We start from the raw sequence: 22,076 nt of genomic DNA, 5'->3' as shown, positions 1-22,076 counted from the left end.
CCTCCCGATGATGGGCACCTTCTTCGACCGGCCGGGACGTTCCGGCCGTCTTCCGCGCGCCCTGGCCCAGGAAGCACGGTTCTGGCTGGCCTGCCTGGCGCTGTTCATGGGGATCGCCAGCCTGGTCCGGATCATCCTGGCAGGCTGGGTCTATGTCGCCGGAGAGCCGGGGCACGGCGCCGCCCTTCTCGCGGCCGTGGTGTCGGGCGTCACCCAGGACATGGCGGTCGGCCTGTGGTTCACCTTGCCGCTGTTCCTGGCCTTCCTGCTGTTCCACCCGCTCCTGCGCCGCCGCCATGGCCGCTGGATCGCCCATCTGCTGGCCTATGGGGTCGTCACCGGGCTGGTGTTCGGCGCCGTCGCCGAACTGTTCTTCTGGAACGAGTTCGACAGCCGCTTCAACGGGATCGCGGTCAACTACCTGATCTTTCCCAAGGAGGTGATCGGCAATATCGGCGAGAGCTTCAACCTGCCGCTCTACCTGCCGATGGTGGCGATCGCGGGTGGGGTCCTCTACTGGCTGGTACGCAGCGCCCTGACTGGCGCTTTGGACGCGAAACTGTCCGGCCGCCGGCGGCTGTCGCTGGCCGGCCTGTCGCTGGTCGGCCTGCTGGCCGCTGTGCCCGTGCTCCAGCACGGGCCGGTGGCGTTCGGCCGGGACCGCGAGGTGCTGCAGGTCGCCGACAACGGGCTGCGCGGCCTGTTCCGGGCGTTCCTGACCAACGACACCGACTATGACGGGCTCTATGCCACCATCGACGAGCGGACCGCGGTGGCGACCCTGCGCGACGACGTCGCCCAGGACAACACCTCGTTCCTGACCGGCAAGGGACCGGCGCCTGCCGGGGGCCGCACGCTCCTGCGCCATGTCGACAATGGCGACCATCCGCAGAAGCTGAACATCGTGCTGGTGATCGAGGAAAGCTTCGGCAGCACCTACATGGACGGGCTGGACAACCAGCGAGGCTACCCGGTGTCGCCGGAGCTGACCGAGCTGGCCAGGGACGGGCTGCTGTTCACCAACATCTATGCCACCGGCGACCGCACCGTGCGCGGCCTGGAAGCCCTGCTCACCAGCTTCACCCCGATCCCGGGCATCTCCACCGCGCGGCGCGCCGGCTCGGAAGGCATGAACTCGCTGCCCTTCCTGCTGAAGAAGAACGGCTACCAGACCGCCTTCCTCTATGGCGGCGCGTCGGAGTTCGACAACATGGGGCATTTCTGGTCGACCACCGGCTTCGACCATGTCTGGGACCAGAGCGACATCGCGGAGGACGGCTTCTCCACGATCTGGGGGGTGGCGGACGAGTTTCTGTTCACCGAGGCGCTGAAGCGGCTCGACCAGGCGACCACCGCCAAGGAGCCTGTCTTCCTTTCCCTGCTGACCGTCTCCAACCATCGCCCCTACACCTTCCCTGAAGGAGTCGTCCGCAAGGATCCGGCCATGGGCGAGAAGGAGAACGTCGCGCACTACGCGGCATGGGCGTTCACCGACTTCATCGAGCGGGCGCGCAGCAAGTCCTGGTTCGACAACACCGTGTTCGTCTTCATCGGCGACCACGGTCCGCGCGTGTCGGGTGCGGCGCAGGTGCCGGTGGAGCGGTTCCGGGTCCCGCTGCTCTACTACGCGCCCGGGCACATCCAGCCGGGCCGCGACGAGACGCTGGGGTCGAGCATGGACATGGCCCCGACCTTGTTGGGGCTGCTCGGATGGAGCTACGATAGCCCGTTCTTCGGGGTCGATCTCCGGCATGTGCCCGCAGGCCAGGGACGCGTGGCGATGGCGCACAACTACTCGGTGGCCTATGGCAAGGGCGGCCAGGTGGTCGCGCTCGGACCCCAGCACGACCTGACCGGATACCGCATGGAACCGGGTCCCCATCCGCTGGTCCCGGAGGAGGAGCCGGACCCGGTCCTCTCGACCCATGCGATCGCGGCGACCCAGACGGCGCATCGCATGTTCTACCATCACCAATATCACGAGCTGTCGCAGTGATCCGAGTGGACGGCATCCTTGCACCGGCAACCGCTGGCAGCCGGTGGGCCGGCCTGATCCTGCCGCTCCTGGCACTTGCCGCCGCCCTGCTCGTCAGCCAGTCCGCCTGGGACATGGAACTGCAGCACTGGTTCTATGTGCCCGGCAGCGGCTGGCTGGTCGACGCCAAGGCGCCTCTCCCGCGCCTCCTCTTCTATGACGGCCCGAAGGTGGCGCTGGGCATCGCCGGGGGGATCGCGCTGGTCCTGATCCTGGGCGGCTTCTGGTCGGCCCGCTGGGCGCGGATGCGGCGGGAGCTCGTCTATCTGCTGATCTGCCTGGCGCTGGTCCCGACCATCATCAGCAACCTCAAGCTGGTCACCGACGTCTACTGCCCAAGCCAGATCCGGGAGTTCGGCGGGCGCTACCTCCACGTCCCGCCGTTCCGGCCCCACCCGGAAACGGATCGGCAGGCCGGGCGTTGTTTTCCCGCGGGCCATGCCTCGGGCGGCTACGCCCTGCTCGCCCTGGGCTTCCTCGACCGCAGAAGGTCCTGGCGGGCAGCCGGGGCCGCCATGGGCCTGGGGGCGGGCAGCGTGATGGCGGTGTACCAGATGGCAAAAGGGGCCCATTTCCTGAGCCACACCCTGACCAGCCTGGCGCTGGCCTGGCTGCTGGTGGCGGCGGTGGCGGCCTGGATGAACCTGCCGCGCCGGCAGGCGGGAGGAACGGCATGGCGCTGATCGCCACCCAGCGGCTCGACCAGCTCCGGCGGGTGCTGGTGATCCACAATCCCACCGCGGGCGGGCGCCGGGCGGAGAAGGTCGCCCAGCTGGCCGACCTGCTGCGCTCGACCGGCATCGAGGTCGAGGTGCAGGCGACCACGGGAGCGGGAGATGCCGAGCGGATCGCGCGGGAAGCCGTCGCGTCGGCGGACCGGCCGGATGTCGTGGTGGCGGCCGGCGGGGACGGCACCGTGAACGAGGTGGCCAACGGCCTTCTCGGCAGCGACCTGCCGCTTGCCCTGATGCCGATCGGGACGGTGAACGTGCTGGCCCGGGAACTCGGCCTCGGCCCATCCGTCGCCGAGACCGCCCGGGCGATCCGTGGCGGCCAGATCGGGCTGGTCTGGCCGGGCCTGGCGAACGGGCGTGCCTTCCTGCTGATGGCCGGCATCGGCTTCGATGCGGCGGTGGTGGCCGCGGTCTCGCCGGCGCTGAAACGTCGCTTCGGCCAGCTCGCCTACCTGATCGCCGCGGCCAGACTCTGGTGGAACTGGCAGCCGGGCGAGCAGGTCCTGGAGGCCGATGGCGTCAGCCACCGCGCCGCCTCGGCGATCGTGGCGCGCTGCCGGCTCTATGCGGGCTCGTTCGTGGGCGCCCATGCGGCCAGGCTCGACGAGCCGGATCTCCATCTGGTGCTGTTCGAGCGGGGCAGCCGCCTCGCAGCCCTGGGCTATGCGCTGGCGCTGGCGACCCGCCAGCTGCATCGCTGGCCGGGCGTCCGCCACCTGCGCATCCTGAAATCCCAGGTCGACGGGCGACAGATGATTCAGATCGACGGTGACCCGCTCCAGGCCGACACCCTGAACCTCTCCATCGCGCCTACCCCGCTGCGCGTGGTGTGCCAGGGTCCCTGACCCCGTTCTTTCATCGGGCTCGACCTCCGGCCCCATGTCGATTTTCCACGGCCACCCGGTGGCAATCGGGGCCCAGGCCGGATAGGTGCTGCAGTCGGCATGGAATGACGGGGGTGCTCGAACGATGGCATGGCAGAGCTGGGTGGTATGGTGTCTGGCCATCATACCAATCGTGCTGACGATCCTGCCGATGTGGCGCAGCCCGATCTGGTGGATCCGGGTCTGGGACTACCCGCGCCTCCAGATCGTGGTCCTTCTGGCACTCGTGATCGTCGTCGAACTGATCATGTTCGACTTCGTGGCTGAAGGCCTGCTGCTCCTGCTGGTGACCTTCGCCTGCCTCGGATGGCAGATCTCGCGGATCTGGATGTACACGCCGGTGGCGCCCAAGCAGGTCCAGGACACCGAAGCCACGCCCTCGGACGATTCAGTCGCGATCCTGATCGCCAACGTCCTGCAGAGCAACCGCCGGGCGGACCTGTTCCTGCGGGAGGTCGAGGCCATGGATCCCGACCTGGTCCTCACGGTCGAGACCAATCAGTGGTGGGCCGACCAGCTGGCGCCCCTGCGCGAGCGCTATCCCCATCACGTCCTGCACCCGCTGGACAACACCTACGGCATGCTCCTGTTCTCCAGGCTCGAGCTGTCGGAAATCACGCTCCTGGAGCGGATCGCCAAGGACATCCCCTCGATCTTCGCGCGGGTCCGGCTGCGCTCGGGCCGGCAGTTCGACCTGCACTGCGTGCATCCCGAGCCGCCCCAGCCGGTCAACGATGTCGACCAGCGCGATGCCGAACTCCTGCTCGTGGGCAAGCAGGTCGTCGTGGACAAGCGGCCGACGGTGGTGTGCGGCGACCTCAACGACGTGGCCTGGTCGCATACCACCCGCTTGTTCCAGCGGATCAGCGGCCTGCTGGATCCGCGGGTCGGCCGCGGCATCTATCCCACCTTCCATGCCGAGCACTGGTTCGCCCGCTGGCCGCTCGACCATGTGTTCCACGATGCCTGCTTCCGGCTGCAGGAACTCAAGGTGCTGAACTATTTCGGGTCCGACCACTTCCCGGTGTTCATCCGCCTGCAGTTCGAAGCCGATGCCGAAGAAGCGCAGAAGCCCGAGCATCAGGCGGAAGAGGATGATGTCGCCGAGGCCGATGAAAAGATCGAGGAGGGGGCGGAGGCGGAAGCCAAGGAGGAGGCCGCTGAATCCGGGTCCGGCAAGGGGCGGTCCGATTAGAGCGCAGCGGAGGTCCGTTCCAGTCGCCGCTGTTCTGATGGAATTTCCATTCAATTCCATCTTCTTCCACAAGCGGCGCAGGACTCACCGCCGCCCACCGTGCCACCCATTGGATAAGGGCTCGAGCTGATGCGCTGATCCCCCGAATCCCGTCGGACGGCCCGGAGGAAACATGACGATCACTCAGACGCTGGCTCAAGGTGCCGGCTGTGTCCGCCGCTCGCTTCTAGGCGCGCTCATGATGGGCCTGCTGCTGGGCGCCGGGGCGCTTCCGGCCGCCGCAGAAAGCCGCGAGGAACTGCGGGCGAAGATGACCGCCGCTCTCCAGAGCTACCTGAAGGAGCGGCGGAAGATCGAGCTGATCAGCGGCGTCTCCGCGTTCGTCAGCTTCAGGGATGGAGAGACCGGCATCAGCGCGGTGGCCGGCACCACCAAGTTCTACGACAGCGGCGAGCGGATCACGCGCCGGACCCTCTACCAGATCGGCAGCAACACCAAGCAGATGACCGCGGCGGTGCTCCTGCAGCTGGAAGCCCAGGGCCTGCTCGACATCGACCAGACGGTCGGTGACTGGCTCCCGCAATACCCGGCCTGGCGCAAGGTCAGCATCCGCCGGCTGCTGAACATGACCAGCGGCATTCCGACCTATACCGAGGCGGATGCGTTCATGGCCTCACAGGCGAACCACCCGAACCGGCACTACACGCCTGAGCAGTTGATCGCGTTCGCCTATCCGACGCCCACCAACCAGCTGCCGACCAGCACTGGCTGGTTCTACTCGAACACCAACTACATTCTGGCTGGCATGATCGCGGAGAAGGCGTCCGGAAGGAGCTTGAAGCAGCTCTACCAGACCGGCCTCTTCGATCGGCTGTACATGAAGGACAGCTTCTACGAGCCACGGGCCCTGCCCGAAAGTGTGCTTGCCCGCATGTCGAGCGGCTACTTCAACAATCCGACCTGCGGCGTTTACGAGCCCGACTGCAAGGTGGCGCCGCTGGCGCCCCTGGTCGGCAAGAACATGCGCCGCGCCGACATCAGCTGGGCAGGTGCGGCCGGCGGGGTCGTATCGACACCGCGCGACCTGCAGCGCTGGGTGCGCGGCCTGTTCGCTGGGCGGGTCCTGCCGCCCAAGCAGCTCAAGGAGATGCTGGAGCTGGTCTCGCTGGAATCCGGCAAGCCCATCCCCGAAACGACGGCGGAGGATCCGCGCGGATTTGGCCTGGGCGTGGCGGCCGCCTATGCACCCGGCCTTGGGCATCTTTGGTTCTACGAGGGGATCACGCTGGGTTACCGCGCCGTCCACTTCTACTTTCCCAAGGACGATCTGGTGGTAACGGTGTTCGCCAACAGTCAGGCTCCAGAAGGAAAGGACGAGCTCCCTCCCCTGGCCCTCAAGCTGTACGAGCTGATCACCGACCGGTCAGCCCCGGACGACGGTCCAGAGGCACCGCAAGATTTCGACTGACTGAACATCATTTTGATCATGCGTCGTGCCGGTCGGTCGCCCGCTCTTGGTGAAGGACCGCGCGAAGCCGGGAATGGCGCTGCTGCCGCGATGGCTTCGGCAGCAGGCGACCGGACTGGGAGGAACCATGTTCATGATTCCCCGATGGGCGGCACTGGCCGCCGCCGGATTAGTTTGTTGCTGGGCAGGCCTGGCCCATGCGGCCGATCGCTTCTCGGCGGACAACATCCAGAAGCTGGACCGGATCATCGCTGATGAAATCAAGGCGGAGAACCTGCCAAGCGTCGTGGTGGGGATCTGGGTTCCCGGCGAGGGCCGCTATGTCGCCAGCATGGGCAAGGCCGACCTGCGCACCGGGCGGCGGCGCGAGCCCACCGAGCTGTTCCGTATCGCGAGCATCACCAAGACCGTCATCGCCACGGCGATCCTGCAGCTCGCCGACGAGAACAGGCTCAGCAAGTGGGACAAGATCTCCAAGTGGTTTCCCGATTTTCCCCATGCCGACCGGATCCGCGTCGTCGACCTGCTGCGGATGCGCAGCGGGCTTGCCGACCCCTTGGGGCAGGAGTTCATCGAGGAATACTTCCAGAACCGCCTGACCACGCTCACGCCTGCCGACATGATCGAGCGCGGCGCCAAGCTCGCCGACCAATTCACGCCGCCGAACCAGACGACCCAGTACAACAACCTGAACTATCTCATGCTGGGCGTGATCCTGGAGAAGGTCACCGGCCGAAGGATCGACCGCCTGCTCGCCGACCGGATCTTCCGGCCGCTCGGCATGAAGAACTCCTTCTATCCGCAGGTGCCGTTCCTTTACGGGCGGCTGCACGGCTACAGCCTCGACCCGGACGTCGGGCAGTTCATCGATACGACCCTGCTCAACCCGGCGCCCGCCGGCGGGGCGGGCGCCATCGTCTCCAACCTCACCGACCTGCGGATCTGGGCCAAGGAGCTGTGCGCCGGCCACCTGCTGAAGCCGGCGACGCAGGAGGCCCGGCTGCGGACCCGCACCCTCGGCAAGCGGATCGGCGTCGCCCGTTACGGAGAGGGGGTCATCAAGCTCGGCCCGTTCTGCGGCCATAACGGGACGATCTTCGGCTTCAGCTCGGAGATGTGGTACCTGCCGGCCCTGCAGGCGGTGATGGTGATCAACGTGAACCGGCTGGACGAGGACGATGTGAGCCAGTCCGGCCCGCTGTTCTTCAAGCTGAGCAAGGCCCTGTTCCCCGACCACGTGCCCTGGTGAGGCCGCGGGCCGCGACCGTGCCGGCGGCGCACCTCACCCGGGACGATAGATCCGGTCGAAGATCCCGCCATTGCCGAAATGCTCGGGCTGCGCCTTGCCCCAGCCGCCGAACATCTCGTCGATCCCGACGAGTTCGAGGGCGGAGAAGCGGGCCATGTCCTCCGGATCGGCATGCTGCGGCTCGCGCGGGCGGTAGTAATGCCGGGCCGCGGCGCGCTGGCCCTCGGGCGTGTAGAGGAACTCCAGATAGGCCTGCGCCACCTCCCGGGTGCCCTTGGCATCGACCACGCTGTCGACCAGGGCCACGGGCGGCTCGGCCAGGATGCTGACCGAAGGCGCCACGATCTCGAACCGGTCCGCCCCGAACTCCGCGAGCGACAGGAGCGCCTCGTTCTCCCAGGCGAGCAGGACGTCGCCCTGGCGGCGCTGCACGAAGGTGGTGGTCGCGCCCCGGGCGCCGGTGTCGAGGATCGGGACATGGCGGTACAACTCGCCGACAAACGCCTCCGCGCTAGCGGCGTCGCCGCCCGGCTGCCGCAGCGCCCAGGCCCAGGCCGCCAGGTAGTTCCAGCGGGCTCCTCCGGAGGTCTTCGGGTTGGGCGTGATCACCCGCACGCCCTCCTTCACCAGGTCGCCCCAGTCCTGGATCCCCTGCGGGTTGCCCTTGCGCACCAGGAACACGATCGTCGAGGTGTAGGGCGTGCTGTTGTAGGGCAGCCTTGTCTGCCAGTCCCTGGGCAGCTTTCCGCCATGCTCGGCGATCGCGTCGATGTCCCCGGCCAGGGCCAGGGTCACCACATCCCCGTCCAGCCCGTCGATCACCGAGCGCGCCTGCTTGCCCGAGCCGCCATGGGAGGTGCGGATCGTCACCTCCTCGCCCGTCCGCTGCTGCCAGGCAGCGGTGAACAATGCGTTCAGGTCGACATAGAGCTCGCGGGTCGGATCGTAGGAGACGTTCAGGATCTCGGTGGCCGCCCGGGCGGGACGGCCGCCAGCCATGGCCGCCATGCCTCCGGCCAGCAGGAGGGACGCCTTTCGGCGGGTCAGCAGGGTCATGTCCGTTCTCCATTCCCGGAAGAGACCGCTCAGCGGCCGGCCGAACGCTGCCGGATCGCTCATGCGATGGCGCAGGAAAGATTATATAGTTTACGAAATTTATCAACAACCGCGTTTGCCGACGGTGCTCGCGGCGTTCGCGGCCCGATCATTGGTCGGGGAAGCGCCGCCGTCGCCCTGCATGCAATTGCGGGAGGGGGTGGAATCGGGGTACTCGCCCTGCATGGCGGGTTTAATCGGGAATCGGCCTTGCGGGATCGATCGTGCTCACGAACAAGGGCAAATATGGCCTAAAAGCGATGGTCCATCTGGCGAAGCTGCCAGAAGGCCGCTCCACCCAGGCGGCGGAGATCGCCGAGACCAACGGTATCCCGAAGCCATTCCTCGACACCATCCTGCTCGACCTGCGCAAGGCCGGGTTCGTGCGCAGCAAGAAGGGGCCGGGGGGCGGGTTCATGCTGGCCCGCTCCGCGGACGACATCCACATGGGCCAGGTCGTGCGCACGCTGGACGGGCCGATCGCCCCGATCCCCTGCGCACGGCGCAAGAACTACCTTCCCTGCACCGACTGCCGGGATGTCCCGACCTGTTCGGTCCGGATCCTGATGCAGAGCGTCCGCGACGCCATGGCGGAGGTCCTCGACCGCACCACGCTGGCGCAGATGCGGGACCAGGCCGACCCGGCGCTCGATTCGGACGAGCTTGCCATCCAGGACGAGCCGCACCCCGCCGGCTCGTCCTGAGACGGCGGGATCCCGGGCAGCGCGGGCGCCTTGATGGTTAGTCGGCCTCTGCCGGCGCGGCGGTCCGAGCTTCGTCGGGAACACGCAGGGTTGCGACGAAGGCAGCCCCGCCCAGTTCCGATGCCTCCACCCGCAGGGTCCCGCCGAACGCCTCGATGATCTGCCGGCTGATCGACAGGCCGAGCCCGGTGCCGTCGGGCTTGGCGGTGAGCCGGTCGCCCAGCTGGATGAACTTGCCGAATATCGCTTCGCGCTCGTCGGGCGGCACGCCCGGGCCGTCGTCCTCGATCCGCACGCTCACCTGGTGCGGTCCCTCCTCGATGGCGACATGCACGCGGCCGCGCCCCACGCCCACGAACTTGCAGGCATTGCCGATCAGGTTGATGATCACCTGTTCCAGGCGATCCGGATCCGCCTGGACGATCAGCCCTTCCCGCCCCAGGCTCGTGCTGAGCGTGACCTGCCGCTCGTCCAGCAGGGGCATGGTGGTGTCGATCGCGTCGCGGATGATCCCGGCGAGCGGAACCGGCGCGATCCGCCAGTGCATCCGGCCGGATTCGATCTTGGACATGTCCAGGATGTCGTTGATCAGGCGGGAAAGACGCTCGGTCTCCCGGGTCACCACGCCGAGAAAGCTCTCGCGCTCCTCCTCGGTCAGGTCGGGATTGTCGCGCACGATCTCGGAGAAGGCGCGGATCGAGGTGAGCGGGGTGCGCAGCTCGTGGCTGACCGTGGCGATGAAGTCGTCCTTCAGCCGGTCGAGATCCCGCAGCCGCTTGTTCGCGTCGCGCAGATCCTCGGTCGCCCGCTCCAACTCCACGGATTTGCGCTCCAGTTCGCGCGAGTACCGGATCACCTGCGACGTTTCCTTCAGGATCTCCATGACGTTCTGCGAGCCGATATACTCGCCCTTCACCATCGACCCGATCAGGGCGCGCGCGGAGGCGGAGCCGACCGAGCGGGCCAGCTGGCGCTCCGCGATCTGCACCAGCCGGGCGTCGGCGCGGCCTTCCAGCGGCAGGCGCGTTCCCAGGCGGCGCGCGTCGGCGGCGAACATCGCGAGCGTGCGTTCCGGTCCGACATAGCGCAGCAGCAGGTCGCGCAGGTCGCGGATCCGCACCTCGCCGCGCCACATCCGGGTCGCGTCCGCGCGCGACCACACATCCACGAACATCTCCGCCTGGGTGCGGTCCAAACCGGTGGTGCGGCTGAGCAGCGAGCCCAGCACGAGGCCCAGGAGGTTGAGCAGGAGCGACCAGAAGATCGCATGGCCTGCCGGGCTCAGCCCGTCCATGCCGAACAGGGCCTGCGGACGCAGCAGCTCGATGCCGAGCGGTCCCGGAACCAGGAAACTGGCGGCGATCACGCCGGGCTTGACCAGGCTGGGCAGCAGGAGCGTGTAGAACCACACCCCCGCTCCAAGGCAGAGGCCGGTCAGCGCGCCCACCCAGTTCGCATCCCGCCAGTACAGGCCCAGCAGCATCGGCGGGCCGAACTGGGCGACCGCCACAAAGCTGATCATTCCCAGGTCCGCCAGCGGATAGCTGCTGCCGACCAGCCGGAAGAACACGTAGCCGACCGCCAGGATCAGGATGATGGAGATCCTGCGGATCAGGAGGATCAGGCGGCTCGGATCCTGGTTGCTGTCCACCCGCAGCCAGCCCGAGCGCAGCAGGACCGGCACGACCAGCTCGTTGCTCACCATGGTCGACAGGGCCACCGTCTCGACGATCACCATCGCCGCCGCCGCCGAGAAGCCCCCCAGGAACACCGCCACCGCCAACAGGTAGGCGCCATGATCCAACGGAAGCCTCAGCACCGCCAGATCGGGGTTCGGCAGGCCGTGGAGCAGGCTTGCCATCGCGATCGGGACCACGAACAGGGTGATCAGCAGGAGGTAGGCCGGCAGCGCCCAGGAGGCGCGGGCCAGATGGGACGAGTTGTGGTTCTCGATCACCGCCACCTGGAACTGGCGCGGCAGGAACAGGAAGGCCAGGCCCGAGGCCAGCGTCAGAAGCATCCAGTCCCATCCGGACATTCCGGCGCCGGCAAAGCTCAGGAGATCGTCGAGGCCGGCAGACGACGCCCGTGCGTACAGGTCGACCGGGCCGTCATACATGACCCAGACGACGAAGAGCCCGACCGCGAGGAACACCACGAGCTTCAGCAGGCTTTCGAACGCCACGGCCAGCATCAGCCCCTGATGGCGTTCGGTCGCGTCCACCTGGCGGGTCCCGAACAGGATGCTGAACGCGCCAAGGCCGATCGCGACATAAAGCGCGGTGTCCGCCGCCAGCGTGGGGATCTGCAGGCCGGTCTGGTTGCGGATCAGCACGTCGATCGAGGTGGCGATGCTTTTCAGCTGGACCGCCACGTAGGGCGTCAGCCCCACCAGCGCCAGGCAGGTGGCGAACACGCCCAGCTTGGAGCGCTTGCCGTAGCGCGCGGCCAGGAAGTCGGCGATCGAGGTGATCCCGTAGGCCTTCGCGATGCGCAGCATCTTGTGCAGGACGAGGCCGCTCAGGAACATCGCGAGGGTCGGGCCGAGATAGAGCGGCAGGAAGGCCAGCCCGGAATGGGTTGCCTGCCCGACGCTGCCGTAGAAGGTCCAGGCGGTGCAGTAGATGGCGAGGCTGAGCGTATACACCCAGGGCCCGCCCAGGCGCATGCCGCGCAGGCCGGAACGGTCGCCCCAGGCGGCGATGCCGAACAGCAGCGCGAGATAGACCAGCGCCAGGAGCGGCACGAACAGGACCTGCACGCTCAGCCCTCCTCGCCGGTCTGCGCGTCATCCTGCTCCCGCTCCACCGCATGCTCGGCCGCCAGCGCGACCAGAACCACCGCCACCAGCCAGACCAGGGCGATCCAGACCGGCAGCAGGCCCGGCAGCAGCCGGTCGATCATGCCGAGCACGAAGGGGGTGATGCACAGGCACATCACGATCGCGGTCGCGATGGCGAACCGCCCGGCCCTCTGGGTGCGGGCGGCGCGGGCGAGCGGGTCCAGGAGGTCGGGCTCGGCTGGCAAGGATCACTCCACGCCCAGCAGCGACTTGACCTTCTCCACCAGGACCCGGGTCGAGAACGGCTTGGTGACGTAGTCATCGGCGCCCAGCGCCAGGCCACGGGCGCGCTCCGCCTCGCGTCCCCTCGCGGTCAGCATGACGATCCGGGTCCCGTCCCAGCGGCGATCCTGGCGGATCCGCTCGCACACCACGTAGCCGTCGAACTCGGGCATCATGACGTCGAGCAGCAGCAGGTCGGGCGGAACGCGTTCCAGCGCCTCGATCGCCTCGCGGCCGTTGCGGGCGATCTCCACCGCGAAGCCAGCCTTGGTCATCAGGAACTGGAGGGACATGACGATGTTCGGCTCATCGTCAACCACCAGGATCCTTTTCCCGTGAGCAGCGGCAGGAGCCGGGGTCGCCATGGGTTCCTCACGCATCTTGGGGCGCCTTCCTTGTGGTTGCCGGCACCGTAGGCCAGGGACAAGCCACAGCGAACCCATGAAGCCGCTTCGCCTTTCGTGATTTCGCATCACGTGGTAGGACCCGCTCGCGATCCTCGACCCCCCTTTTCAGTGCTTGATTCAGCCGGAGCGGTGCATGGCATCCTATCAATACGTTTACGTGATGAAGAGCCTCTCGAAGATCTTCCCGGGCGGAAAGAAGATCCTCGAGAACGTCACGTTGGCGTTCCTGCCGGGTGCGAAGATCGGTGTGCTCGGCGCGAACGGTGCGGGTAAGTCGACCCTGCTCAAGATCATGGCCGGGATCGACCACGACGTGAACGGCGACGCCATGGTCGCGGAAGGCGCCAAGGTCGGCTACCTCGCCCAGGAGCCGCAGCTCGATCCGGACAAGAACGTCCTGGACAACGTGCTGATGGGCGTCGGCGAGACCAAGGCGCTGATGGATCGGTTCGACGCGGTCTCCGCCCGCTTTGCCGAAGAGCTCACCGACGACGAGATGAACGAGGTGCTGGCCGAGCAGGCCGAGCTCCAGGAAAAGATCGACGCGGTCGACGGCTGGAACCTGCAGCGCACGGTCGACATCGCCATGGACGCGCTGCGCTGCCCGCCGGGCGACGCCGACGTGACCACCCTGTCGGGCGGCGAGCGGCGGCGGGTGGCGCTGTGCCGCCTGCTGCTCAGCCAGCCCGACCTGCTGCTCCTCGACGAGCCCACCAACCATCTGGACGCCGAATCGGTCGCTTGGCTGGAGCGGTTCCTGCAGGAATACCGGGGCACGGTCGTGGCGATCACCCATGACCGCTACTTCCTGGACAATGTCGCCGGCTGGATCCTGGAGCTCGACCGCGGCCGGGCCATCCCGTTCCAGGGCAACTATTCCGGCTGGCTGGAGCAGAAGCGCAAGCGCCTGGAGCAGGAAGAGCGCGAGGACGTCGCCCGCCAGAAGACCCTGGCGCGCGAGGCCGAGTGGATCGGGCAGAGCCCCAAGGCACGGCAGGCCAAGCAGAAGGCCCGCATCACCGCCTATGAGGAACTGCTGCGCGAGGCCAACGAGGCGGTCCCGGGCACGGCCCAGATCATGATCCCGCCGGGGCCGCGCCTGGGCGGCCTGGTGGTCGAGGCCGAGGGGATCAAGAAGGCGTTCGGCGACAAGCTGCTGATCGACGGCCTGTCGTTCAACCTGCCGCCGGGCGGCATCGTGGGCGTGATCGGGCCGAACGGCGCCGGCAAGACCACGCTGTTCCGGATGATCATGGGCACCGAGCAGCCGGACGAGGGCACCATCCGTGTCGGCGACACCGTGAAGCTCGGCTATGTCGACCAGAGCCGCGACGCGCTCGATCCGAACAAGACCGTCTGGCAGGAGATCGCCGACGGGCTGGACGTGATCGAGTTCGGCAAGCGGACCATGAACAGCCGGACCTACGTGGCGGCGTTCAACTTCAAGGGCGGCGACCAGCAGAAGAAGGTCGGCCAGCTCTCGGGCGGCGAGCGCAACCGCGTGCACATGGCCAAGCTGCTCAACAGCGGCGCCAACGTGCTGATGCTCGACGAGCCGACCAACGACCTGGACGTCGACACCCTGCGGGCCCTGGAGGAGGCATTGCTGTCCTTCGCCGGCTGCGCGGTGGTGATCAGCCATGACCGCTGGTTCCTGGACCGGATCTGCACCCACATCATGTCGTTCGAGGGCGACAGCCAGGTGGTCTGGTTCGAGGGCAATTACGGCGAGTACGAGGCGGACCGGAAGAAGCGGCTGGGCCACGACGCCGACCAGCCGCACCGGATCAAGTACAAGCCCCTCAAGGCCGCCTGACCCGCGCCCGGCGGCGCCGCCCGACTAGGGGACGGCGCCGCCGGCGAGCGCGTCGGGTTCGATCGTGCGTTCCAAAAGAGCCGCCACCCCGACCGGCTCCCCGTCCAGCGCGCCGGTCCCCACCTGGATCCCGACCATCGCCGGTCCATCGGCCGTGTCGATCAGGACCGGCGCGCCGGCGATGGCGGCGCTCGACGCGCAGTCATGCAGCAGGATCTCAGGCTCGCCGCGTATCTCCCTGATCTGGCAGCCTTCCGCCAGGGTCGCGATGAACGGGCGTTGCGGCGTGTAGGCTACCAGGACGACGCGGCTTCCAGGCATCAGCCCGGCGCGCTCCGAGCCGGACGCGATGCGGACCGGGTGGATCCCGGCCGGACGGGCGCTGCCTTCCTCCAGGTCGAGAATCGCCCAGTCACGGGCCGGCGGGGCCGGCTGCCCCTCCGCTGTCCAGGCAAGGCCCGGCGCCGGGATCACCTGCTGGACCAGGGCATGGCCCTTGCGCCCGGCGCGGTGCGGGGCGAGTTCCATCACCATGCGGTTGACCGGGTACCAGGCCCCCTGACGGTCGCGCAGGCAATGGGCGGCGGTGAGCGCCTGGTCCGGGGCGATCAGGGTGGCGGTGCAGAAGCCGCCGCCGCGAATGTTGACCTTGCCCACCGCATGGCCGGGCCAGCCGTCCACCGAGGGCCGTTCCGCGGCGCCCGCCCCCGAGCCGGCGAGAACGAGCCCCAGCGCTGCAAGCGCGGCCCGGCTCCTCGCGGTCACGCCATCTCCTCGTACACGAAATAGATCAGGTCCATCGAGGGAGGCGGCGTGGCGGTCTGGCTCATCTGGTCGTGGACCTGGCCGCGATGGTGGGTCTGATGGTTGAACATGTGCAGCCAGCACAGCGCGGTCGGCACCTGGCGGGGCGTCGGGCTCGTCATCATCCGGTAGGTGGTGATGCCGGCGAGCGTGCTGTCGTCCATGGCGGCGACCGCGTCGATGATCTCCCGGTCCAGCTTTTCCCGCTCGGGCAGCAGATCGTCCAGCCTTGGGAATGGCCGGTCGTCGACCTTGCCGCCGCCAAAAGGACGGCCGAGGATCCGGTCGAGCCAGATCCGGTCGGTCACCAGGAGATGGTTCAGCGTGCCCGAGATCGAGCGGAAGAAGGCCGGGCGGTCCTTCTCGAACTCGCCGGCGGGCAGGGCCGCGCAGGCATCGTAGAGCCGCTGGTTGGCCCAGCGATTGTAGCGTCCCATCCGCTGAAGATGTGCGTGCATCCAGCCTGCCTCCTGTCTTGCGACCCGTTCACCCCTAGCCCTGGCGGCGGCGACCCACCAGTGACCTGCCTTGCGGGCGGGATGAGCGGATCTCAGCCATGCCCGCGCACGAACTCCCCCACCAGCGCCATCAGGCTGCGGATGCCACGGTCGATGGTCGCCTCGTCCGCCAGCGAGAAGCTCAGCCGCAGCGTGTTGCCGCCACGGCCGTCGAAGAAGAAGGCTCCCCCCGGCACATAGGCGACCCTGGCTTCCTCGACCGCGCGGGGCAGCAGCGCCCGGGTATCGACCTGTTCGGGCAGCGTCACCCAGACGAACAGGCCGCCCTGCGGCCGGGTCCAGGTCGTGCCCGCCGGGGCCGACGCCTCCAGCGCCGCCAGCATGGCGCCCCGGCGGCGCCGATAGGTCCCGCAGAGGAGCGGCAGCCGGTCTTCCAGGCATTGCTGCGCCACGTCCCCCAGCACCACCTGGTCCAGCGTGCCGCTGTGCAGGTCGGCGGCCTGCTTGATCAGCACGAGCTTCTCGATCAGCGGCCGTGGCCCGGCGATCCAGCCCATCCGCAGGCCTGGGGCCAGCGTCTTGGAGAAGGTCCCGCAATAGACGCTGCGCGCCCGCTCGATCCCGCCCCGCCGCCCGCAATCCAAGGCCAGGACCGATGGGACCGGCAGGCCCTCGTAGCGGAGCTGCCGGTAGGCGGCGTCCTCCACGACCAGGGCGCCGGTCTCTTCCGCCAGGTCCAGGAGGCGAAGGCGCGCGGCCTCGCTCAGGGTCTCCCCGGTCGGGTTGGCGAAGTCCGGGACGACATAGAGGAGCTTTGGCCGTCCGCCGTGGCGGGCCGCCTGGGCGAGGTAGTGATCCGGCGTCTGGTTGCCCCCCTCCGGATGCAGGCGCTGGTAGTGCGGCTCGTAGGCGGAGAACGCCTGCAGGGCGCCAAGATAGGTGGGCGTGGTCGCCAGCACCGTGTCGCCCGGCGACAGCATCAGCTTGCCGAGGAAATCGAGCGCCTGCTGCGAGCCGGAGGTGATCAGGACATGGTCGGCCGAGCAAGCGACGCCCTGCCCTGCCATGTGCGCCACGATCCAGTCGCGCAGGGGCCGATGCCCCTCGCTGATCGAGTATTGCAGGGCGGCGGCGGTGCGCGACGGATCGGCGAAGACCGATCGGTAGGCTTCGGCGAACGCCTCGCTTGGAAAGAGCGCCGGGTCGGGGATGCCGCCGGCGAAGGAGACAATGTCCGGCCTTGCCAGGATCTTCAGGAGCTCCCGGATCTCCGAGGCGACCATCCCGCTGGCCCGGGTGGCGAACTGCTGCTCCCATGGGATGTCCGCCGCAGGGGACGGAGGCACGGCGATCTCGGACATGTATCGATACATTCTGCCAATTTGATCAGGAACAGCAGGGTATCGATTCGTTTGTTTCAGGTCGAGATGCATGTCTCGACGCAGCGCAACGAAACAATTTGCGGTTCAATCGCATCCGGCCCCGGCCTCATCGTCCGTTCGGCAGGCTGGACAGCGTCCCGTCGCCGGCCCGATCATGCCCCGGCACCCATCGCAACGGAGCCCTACCCTGACCAGGCTGGACAGTTTCATCCGTCGGCTGACCGCCCAGCGCGCCTGCCTCGAGGCGGCAATCGTGCTGCTGGGCGACCGCCCCGGATCCGTGCTCGAGATGGGCCTGGGCAATGGCCGCAGCTTCGACCATCTGCGAACGAGGCTGCCGGGGCGCCGGATCGTGGTCATCGAGCGTGATCCCAAGCCGCACCCGGCCTGCATGCCGGCCGGTGCCGACCTGGTGGTCGGAACGTTCGAGGAGATCCTGCCGCAGGCGGATCGCCGACTGCCCGGCGACCTTGTCCTGGTTCATGCCGACATCGGTACCGGCGACGAGCAGCGCAATGCCCGGCTGGCGCGGCTGGTCGCCAGTCATCTGGAGAAGTTCCTGCCGGACGGATGCGTCGTGGTGAGCGATCAGGCGCTCCCGAGTGAGCGCCTCGAAACATTGCCGGTACCGGAAGGCGTCGAGGTGGGACGTTATCATCTATATCGCGTGACAAGCCGCGACCGTGACCACATCATGGTTGGCGCGGCCCCTTGATCAGCGTCATCCGCGCCGTCTAGGAGTGTCGCCAGTACAACGGCGAGGAACATGGGCCAGCCGTCGAGATTTTTGGTTCGATTCTGGGGCGTACGCGGTACCGTTCCGGTCCCAGGACCGTCGACGCTCCGGTACGGCGGCAATACCCCGTGCGTCGAGATGAACTGCGGCGGCCAGCAACTGATCTTCGATGCCGGCACCGGCCTGCGCGCCCTGGGCCGGCAAATGATCCAGGACTGCCAGACCTGCGGCGCCCATATCTTTCTCAGCCATACCCATGTCGACCATATCAACGGCTTTGCGTTCTTCAAGCCGGCCTACCAGAGCGGCAACCGGCTGAAGCTCTGGAACGGCCACCTGCTCCGTCAGGGACGCCGGCTGCACGAGGTGGTCGGCAGCCTGATGCAGCGGCCGTTCTTCCCGGTGCCCTTCGACATCATGCACGCCACGATCGGCTTCGAGGACTTCCAGGCGGGCGACACGCTGGATCCGGTTCCCGGGGTCCAGATCCGCACCCATTTCCTCCCCCATCCCGGCGGAGCCACCGGCTACCGGGTGGAGTATGATGGCCGGTCGGCCTGCTATGTCACCGATCTGGAGCATGCCGAGGGCCGGCTGGACGAGGATGTGCTGCGCCTCATCGATGGTGCCGATCTGGTCATCTATGATTCGACCTTCACCGACGAAGAATATGTGAACTATCGCGGCTGGGGCCACTCGACCTGGCAGGAGGGCGTGCGCTTGTGCAAGGCCGCCGGCGTCAAGCGCCTGGTGACGTTCCACCACGAGCCCGACCACGACGACGCCTTCCTGGATGGCGTCGCCAAGGCGCTGGAAGCCGCCATGCCGGGCTCGATGGTCGCGCGCGAAGGCATGGTCGTCGAGCTGTGAGCCGGCCGCGCGATCCGCACGGTTCGGGCTTCTTCATTCCCTATCGCTACGCTGATGAAGTCCGCCCCTGCCCCTACCCCGCCCTGGAGCCATTGTTCCGGGCGGCGGAGCCGGCGATGCTGGCCGAACTCGCCCAGGCGGAACAATACGCATCGGCATTCCGAGCGATGGACGGCCCGCCGCCCCGCCCCCGCTTCGACCAGGAATGGTTCCCACGTCTGGACGCCGTCGGCGCCTATGGCCTGGTGCGTCGCCGCAGGCCCAAGCGGATCATCGAGATCGGCAGCGGCCACTCCACCCGGTTCCTCGCCCAGGCGATCGCCGACAGCGGCGGCTCCACCGATCTCCACTGTATCGATCCCCAGCCCCGCGCCGACATCACCGCCCTCCCGCTCCGACACGAGCCACGCCGCTTCGAGGAGGTCGACACGGAGGCGCTCGCGGGCCTTTTGGGGCCGGGCGACATCCTGTTCGTCGATTCCAGCCACCTGCTGGTGCCGGGCTGCGACGTGGACCGGATCGTCAACGACCTCCTGCCCAGGCTTCCGGCCGGGGTTCTCCTGCACGTGCACGACATCTTCCTGCCCGATGCCTATCCCAAGGCCTGGTCGTGGCGCGGCTATGCGGAGCAGAGCGTGATCGCTCCGCTTCTGCACACCGGCGGCTGGTCGCTGCTCTGGTCCAGCCACTGGCTGGCGACCCGCCATGCCGCCCGGGTGGCGGCCGGCCCGCTGGCCGAACTGGCGCTGCGGCCGGGCGTTCCGGAAACCTCGATGTGGCTGGTGCGGAACTGAGCGGGCCTGGCTGAAGCAGAGGATCAAGACGGCAAGGCGGTCCAGACGCACCGGAACGGCGCTGGCCTAAAAAAGGGCAGCAGCACGGGGCAGATGGCGCTCGCGCGGCGGGTTCTCGACGATGAAGGGCCACACGGCATTTCGTTGCCGGTCCAGGAGAACGTGGAAGGACTTGCCTATATTGCGATGTGCACGGGCGACCGCTCGCAGCAATTGAAGAGGCGGCGAGGAAACCTGGCAAGGCTCCAAGTCCGCTTGCCCGCCTTTGCCGGCACAGGGCGCAGTGCAAGCCCCCACAACCGCTGGCCGCCGCCCCTCGCATGACGCCGAGAGGCGCAAGAAAGACGCACCCTGACAATACCAGCTTTCACACATTTGGAACTGCGCATAAGCTCTCTTGTGGATACCTACTGATGGGCCGGCATTTAGAACTTGAATAGAAGAAGAGCCGGAAGAGATCTTGTGCTATGTGACAGTTGCGAGTCACTCCGCGCAAGGTCGGCCATTGCCTTTTCAACGAATATTGGAGGGGAGCGCCATGCTCAATCGATTGCCGTTTACCGTCGCTGCAGCCTGTGTACTGCTGTCACCACTACAGGCACGGGCTGACACAGCAATCCCACCCTCGATCGTCACGCCTGATGTTGTTGAGACGTCGCACGGCACGTTCGACTTCAAGAACGGCGTGCCGACTGAAGCGACCAGCAGCGCGCTCTACGATCAGCTCGACTTCACCTACGCCTACCGCACCTTCATGGACACGATGCGCGGCGTCAGCATCCGGGCGCTTCGCCGCGGAATGGAGGACGCAGGCGTCAAGAAGAACGAGGTCATGGTCTTCTCCGAGCTGATGGACGCCAAGTCGCTGTTCCTGACGCCGAATGCGGACACGATCTATGTGATGGGCTGGCTCGACCTCAACGACGGCCCGGTGGTGATCGAATCGCCGCCCGAGTTCCTCGGCATCGTGCAGGACGCCTGGTTCCACTGGGTGACCGACATGGGCAGCCCGGGCCCCGACCGTGGCCTCGGAGGGAAATACCTGATCGTTCCGCCCGGCTACGACGGCGAGTTGCCCCAGGGCGGCTATTTTATCGCCCACGCCAAGACGAACGGCATCCTGTGGTTCGGCCGCTCCTTCCTGAAGGATGGAAGCGACCCGAAGCCTTCTGTCGATGTGATCAAGGCGTCCACGAAGGTTTATCCCTACGTTCCGGGAGGCGTCGGCACCCCGATCGCAGCCTTCCTCGCCGGAACCGCCCGCCTCGGCAAGATCTCGGAGCCCCCGGCAACCGTCTTCCATGAGGGAAGCGGGAAGGTGATGAACACCATCCCGCCGAACGACTGGGAGTATTTCGAGCTTCTGAACGAGGTCGTCCAGAGCGAGGCTGCGACCGCGTTCGACGTCGAGTTGATGGGTCCGATCGCGGCCCTCGGCATCGTGAAAGGCAAGCCGTTCGCGCCCGACCAGCGCATGAAAGGGATCATGACCGATGCCGTGGCGGTGGCGAATGCCGCGTCGCGCAACCTTTTCATGAACCCGCGGGACCCGGACTGGTTCTATTACCCCGACTCGTCCTGGTTCAACATGCTCTTCGAGAGCGGCTACGAGTTCGAAACCCCAATTCCCGAGATCACGCCGGAAGGGGTGAAGCCATTCCCGCCGACGGGCTACCGGCAGATGGACGCGCGCACGAGCTTCTTTTATGGCGTCACCGGAATCACCCCGGCGATGGCGATGCGGCTGACGGGAGTCGGCTCGCAATATCTCCTCACCGCGAAAGACGCCGACAAGAACTTCTTCGACGGGTCGAAGACCTACAAGGTCACGCTGCCGAAGGGCATCCCCGAGGCGAACTTCTGGTCGCTGACGGTCTACGACAACATGACCCGCTCGATGCTCGACACGCCGCAGCGCTACCCGCGGGCGGGCAGCCAAAGCTATCCTTCGCCGGCGGCGCAAGCCGATGCCGACGGCTCCACCACCATCTACTTCTCGCCGACACAGCCGGACGGCGTCGACCGGGGCAACTGGATCCAGACGATGCCGGAAAATGGCTGGTTCGTGGGCCTGCGTCTCTACAGTCCGCTCGAGCCGTTCTTCGACAAGAGCTGGCGAATCAGCGAGATCGAGCTTGTCGACTAAGCCAACACGATGCCGCCAAGCCGAATGCTCCGACCTTGAGCCAGAGCGGGGCGACGGCGAGGTGCGACATGGCCGGCAGCACGTTTCTCGTCGCAAGGGGCGATGCGCCGGACCCGCTTGAGGCGGCCGGCGCCAGCACTTGCACCTGGTGCTTCGGCACGAGACCAGCCAGGCTGATTTCCGCTGACTGGCAGGGGTTTGGCGCTCCGGTAGCAACCAATGGCTCAGGAGCGCC

19 protein-coding genes are annotated in these 22,076 nt (G+C 67.3%); 12 read left to right on the top strand and 7 right to left on the bottom strand.

The genetic code is table 11. The features are described 5' to 3' along the window. Window positions 1–7 precede the first annotated feature (7 nt). The 6 genes from GEMRO_RS30185 (at window position 8) to GEMRO_RS0116955 (ending at window position 7,565) form a co-directional block, all read left to right on the top strand. The gene (locus tag GEMRO_RS30185) at window positions 8–1,996 is read left to right on the top strand and encodes an LTA synthase family protein (RefSeq protein ID WP_051329167.1); all 1,989 of its coding nucleotides are present in this window, start codon (window positions 8–10) and stop codon (window positions 1,994–1,996) included. Continuing rightward, entirely contained in the window at window positions 1,993–2,718 is a 726-nt protein-coding gene (locus GEMRO_RS30180; protein ID WP_157505618.1) for a phosphatase PAP2 family protein, read from the top strand. Before GEMRO_RS30185 ends, GEMRO_RS30180 begins: the two co-directional genes overlap by 4 nt. Continuing rightward, a complete protein-coding gene (locus GEMRO_RS0116970; RefSeq protein WP_051329165.1) occupies window positions 2,709–3,614 on the top strand; it encodes a diacylglycerol/lipid kinase family protein in 906 nt (301 codons plus the stop codon). Before GEMRO_RS30180 ends, GEMRO_RS0116970 begins: the two co-directional genes overlap by 10 nt. A 172-nt stretch (window positions 3,615–3,786) precedes the next feature. Further along, the gene (locus tag GEMRO_RS0116965) at window positions 3,787–4,848 is read left to right on the top strand and encodes an endonuclease/exonuclease/phosphatase family protein (RefSeq protein ID WP_051329164.1); all 1,062 of its coding nucleotides are present in this window, start codon (window positions 3,787–3,789) and stop codon (window positions 4,846–4,848) included. A 172-nt stretch (window positions 4,849–5,020) separates the two neighbouring features. Then, on the top strand, window positions 5,021–6,316 hold the full coding sequence (locus GEMRO_RS30175; RefSeq protein ID WP_084507070.1) for a serine hydrolase domain-containing protein: 1,296 nt from the start codon (window positions 5,021–5,023) through the stop codon (window positions 6,314–6,316). A 133-nt stretch (window positions 6,317–6,449) separates the two neighbouring features. After that, the gene (locus GEMRO_RS0116955) at window positions 6,450–7,565 is read left to right on the top strand and encodes a serine hydrolase domain-containing protein (protein WP_205625010.1); all 1,116 of its coding nucleotides are present in this window, start codon (window positions 6,450–6,452) and stop codon (window positions 7,563–7,565) included. A 33-nt stretch (window positions 7,566–7,598) separates the two neighbouring features. Here GEMRO_RS0116955 and GEMRO_RS0116950 read toward each other — a convergent pair whose 3' ends face one another. After that, a complete protein-coding gene (locus GEMRO_RS0116950; RefSeq protein WP_027134963.1) occupies window positions 7,599–8,615 on the bottom strand; it encodes a sulfate ABC transporter substrate-binding protein in 1,017 nt (338 codons plus the stop codon). 269 nt (window positions 8,616–8,884) lie between these two features. On the opposite strand from GEMRO_RS0116950, the gene GEMRO_RS30170 reads away from it, so the two are divergent. Continuing rightward, window positions 8,885–9,364: an RrF2 family transcriptional regulator gene (locus GEMRO_RS30170; RefSeq protein WP_051329162.1), complete on the top strand. Its 480-nt coding sequence runs from the start codon at window positions 8,885–8,887 to the stop codon at window positions 9,362–9,364. Between the two features lie 37 nt (window positions 9,365–9,401). Here the strand turns inward: GEMRO_RS30170 and GEMRO_RS0116940 are convergent, their stop codons facing one another. Genes GEMRO_RS0116940 through GEMRO_RS0116930 form a run of 3 tightly spaced genes read right to left on the bottom strand, consistent with a single transcriptional unit; the run spans window position 9,402 to window position 12,808 of the window. Next, window positions 9,402–12,125, bottom strand: coding sequence for a sensor histidine kinase (locus tag GEMRO_RS0116940; RefSeq protein ID WP_035485490.1), 2,724 nt, complete (start codon window positions 12,123–12,125; stop codon window positions 9,402–9,404). A 2-nt stretch (window positions 12,126–12,127) separates the two neighbouring features. Then, window positions 12,128–12,391 (bottom strand): hypothetical protein, encoded by a 264-nt coding sequence (locus GEMRO_RS0116935; protein ID WP_027134961.1) that lies wholly within the window; start codon window positions 12,389–12,391, stop codon window positions 12,128–12,130. 3 nt (window positions 12,392–12,394) lie between these two features. Beyond that, complete coding sequence (locus tag GEMRO_RS0116930) at window positions 12,395–12,808, bottom strand: response regulator transcription factor (RefSeq protein ID WP_240476707.1); 414 nt, start codon at window positions 12,806–12,808, stop codon at window positions 12,395–12,397. A gap of 160 nt (window positions 12,809–12,968) precedes the next feature. Between GEMRO_RS0116930 and ettA the strand changes: the two genes are divergently transcribed. Beyond that, the gene (gene ettA, locus GEMRO_RS0116925; RefSeq protein WP_027134959.1) at window positions 12,969–14,651 is read left to right on the top strand and encodes an energy-dependent translational throttle protein EttA; all 1,683 of its coding nucleotides are present in this window, start codon (window positions 12,969–12,971) and stop codon (window positions 14,649–14,651) included. A 24-nt stretch (window positions 14,652–14,675) separates the two neighbouring features. On the opposite strand, the gene GEMRO_RS0116920 is transcribed toward ettA, so the two are convergent. From GEMRO_RS0116920 to GEMRO_RS0116910, 3 genes are all read right to left on the bottom strand, one after another. Next, window positions 14,676–15,416, bottom strand: coding sequence for a trypsin-like serine peptidase (locus tag GEMRO_RS0116920; protein WP_169728405.1), 741 nt, complete (start codon window positions 15,414–15,416; stop codon window positions 14,676–14,678). Beyond that, window positions 15,413–15,913, bottom strand: a complete 501-nt coding sequence (locus GEMRO_RS0116915) for a DinB family protein (RefSeq protein WP_027134957.1) — start codon at window positions 15,911–15,913, stop codon at window positions 15,413–15,415. The genes GEMRO_RS0116920 and GEMRO_RS0116915 overlap by 4 nt, the downstream gene beginning before the upstream one ends. A gap of 92 nt (window positions 15,914–16,005) precedes the next feature. Beyond that, window positions 16,006–17,274 (bottom strand): aminotransferase-like domain-containing protein, encoded by a 1,269-nt coding sequence (locus tag GEMRO_RS0116910; protein WP_051329159.1) that lies wholly within the window; start codon window positions 17,272–17,274, stop codon window positions 16,006–16,008. Between the two features lie 175 nt (window positions 17,275–17,449). Between GEMRO_RS0116910 and GEMRO_RS30165 the strand changes: the two genes are divergently transcribed. From GEMRO_RS30165 to GEMRO_RS0116890, 4 genes are all read left to right on the top strand, one after another. Next, complete coding sequence (locus GEMRO_RS30165; RefSeq protein ID WP_240476811.1) at window positions 17,450–18,010, top strand: class I SAM-dependent methyltransferase; 561 nt, start codon at window positions 17,450–17,452, stop codon at window positions 18,008–18,010. Window positions 18,011–18,169: 159 nt separating this feature from the next. Further along, window positions 18,170–18,901 carry an MBL fold metallo-hydrolase gene (locus GEMRO_RS0116900; protein WP_240476706.1) on the top strand — a complete coding sequence of 244 codons (732 nt, stop codon included), beginning with the start codon at window positions 18,170–18,172 and terminating at the stop codon, window positions 18,899–18,901. Continuing rightward, entirely contained in the window at window positions 18,898–19,695 is a 798-nt protein-coding gene (locus GEMRO_RS0116895; protein ID WP_027134954.1) for a class I SAM-dependent methyltransferase, read from the top strand. Before GEMRO_RS0116900 ends, GEMRO_RS0116895 begins: the two co-directional genes overlap by 4 nt. A 538-nt stretch (window positions 19,696–20,233) precedes the next feature. After that, a complete protein-coding gene (locus GEMRO_RS0116890) occupies window positions 20,234–21,841 on the top strand; it encodes a DUF1254 domain-containing protein (protein ID WP_035485486.1) in 1,608 nt (535 codons plus the stop codon). The last annotated feature ends 235 nt before the right edge of the window (window positions 21,842–22,076 follow it).

This window comes from Geminicoccus roseus DSM 18922 (genome assembly GCF_000427665.1).
GTDB lineage: Bacteria > Pseudomonadota > Alphaproteobacteria > Geminicoccales > Geminicoccaceae > Geminicoccus > Geminicoccus roseus.
This window is presented reverse-complemented; position numbering and strand designations above follow the sequence as displayed.